This window comes from Streptomyces sp. NPDC031274 (genome assembly GCF_055570235.1).
In genome coordinates this window covers 1-1,444 of the sequence record NZ_JBVIHP010000214.1, presented here as the reverse complement: position 1 = coordinate 1,444, position 1,444 = coordinate 1, and the positions used below count along the sequence as shown (strand labels likewise).

Below are 1,444 nucleotides of genomic sequence, written 5' to 3'. Positions count from 1 at the left end.
GCAGGCCATCGCCCGCCACCCCGATGCCCACACCCTCCACTACTACCTCGCCATCGGACACGAACAGTGCGGCGACTACGACGCAGCCAGCAACAGCATCAACGACGCCCTCCGACTCCTGCCGGCACACGGAAGCCGTGGCAGCCACTCCCTCCTCCAAGAGCAGTACCGCCAGCGCCGGATAGCCATCCTCGACACACAGCGCATCGCACACCAACAAGCAGAGAAGCTTCAATCACAGCCGGAACAACCCGCCACAATCAGCACACAGCCGCCGCCCCGCTCCACGACGGACACAGCCGCGGCGCCCACGAGCAACACATGGCCGCTACGGAAACTGCTGCTCGTGCTGATCCCCCTCACGGTCGTGATGCTCCTCGTCGGACAGCTCACCCATCACCTGCTGACCGACATCGGCCTGCCAGAACGAGGGGCATTCCTGGCGGCCCTCGGCGTAGTGATCACCGGCATGACCGTCGTCTTCATCGTCTGCGCACGCAGCGGACTTGGCGGCCGCGACCGGCAACCAGCCTCCGGACCGGGTTGCCCATAACCCCCTGTGCCCGTTGTCGCGCACCTACGGGCCGTGGATGACGAGCAAGAACTCGCGCTGCGTAGCCGGATCCGCCATACGAACGAGCCGACGACACCTCGTACTTCTGAGCCGCCCCAGACTCTGACCGTTCCCGCTCCGCCGACAACCTAGTGGTCTGGTGCGCCATAGAGCATGGGGGGAGGCGGCGGAGCAGGCCACCGGGTGAGCTCGGGCTCGGACAAGGTGATGCGGAAGGTCCGCCACGCCTCGATGATGTCCACAGACAGCGGAGGCGGCGGCAGCTCCTCCATGTCCCTCTCCCTGTCTGACAGGGCGGTGGCGTTCTGTGTCCACCAGCGCGCCCATCCCAGCAGCGCGGACGGATACAACAACAGCGGATTCGCCTTCTCGGCCGTCGCCGTCATCGTGACGACGTAGCCCTTGGCGTCACTGGGCTTGGTGGCCCCGGGTTCCATGTAGTGCGAGAAGCAGGTTCGCAGCCCCACAAGGCAGCTGGCCATGCCCTCCCGCCGCTTAGTGATCACCCCGATCGCCGACGTATGGGGAAACCGGTGCATCGTCTGGTCGAGCACCAGCAGCGGCGGCTGGTCCTTGGCGGCGGTGACGATGACGTCCGCACGGCCCGCGTCGTCCCTCTCAGATTCGGGCGACGGCCTGTGGCAGGCGGCTAGCTCTACCTTGTACCGGGGGTGCATCTTCTCGCGGTGCTCGGCCCACACCGGCGGATCGATCGCCAACAGATGCAGGTTCAGGGTCTCCGGCTCCGGGGCTATGTCATCTGGCATGTCGGCGATGTACCGGGTGAGGTAGATCTGCAGAACGCCGTCCGCTCCCATGACCGGATGCGTATCGACTCGCACGGCGGGCACCATGACACCCGGAAACAAC

At 66.0% G+C, this 1,444-nt stretch carries 2 protein-coding genes; one reads left to right on the top strand and one right to left on the bottom strand.

All coding sequences use genetic code 11. The annotated features are described in order from the left end of the window. Window positions 1-553, top strand: a 553-nt coding sequence (locus ACZ5CR_RS45090) for a hypothetical protein (RefSeq protein WP_468869422.1), incomplete at its 5' end; no start/stop codon positions are given. A 149-nt stretch (window positions 554-702) separates the two neighbouring features. On the opposite strand, the gene ACZ5CR_RS45085 is transcribed toward ACZ5CR_RS45090, so the two are convergent. Further along, window positions 703-1,444, bottom strand: a 742-nt coding sequence (locus ACZ5CR_RS45085) for a hypothetical protein (protein WP_468869421.1), incomplete at its 5' end; no start/stop codon positions are given.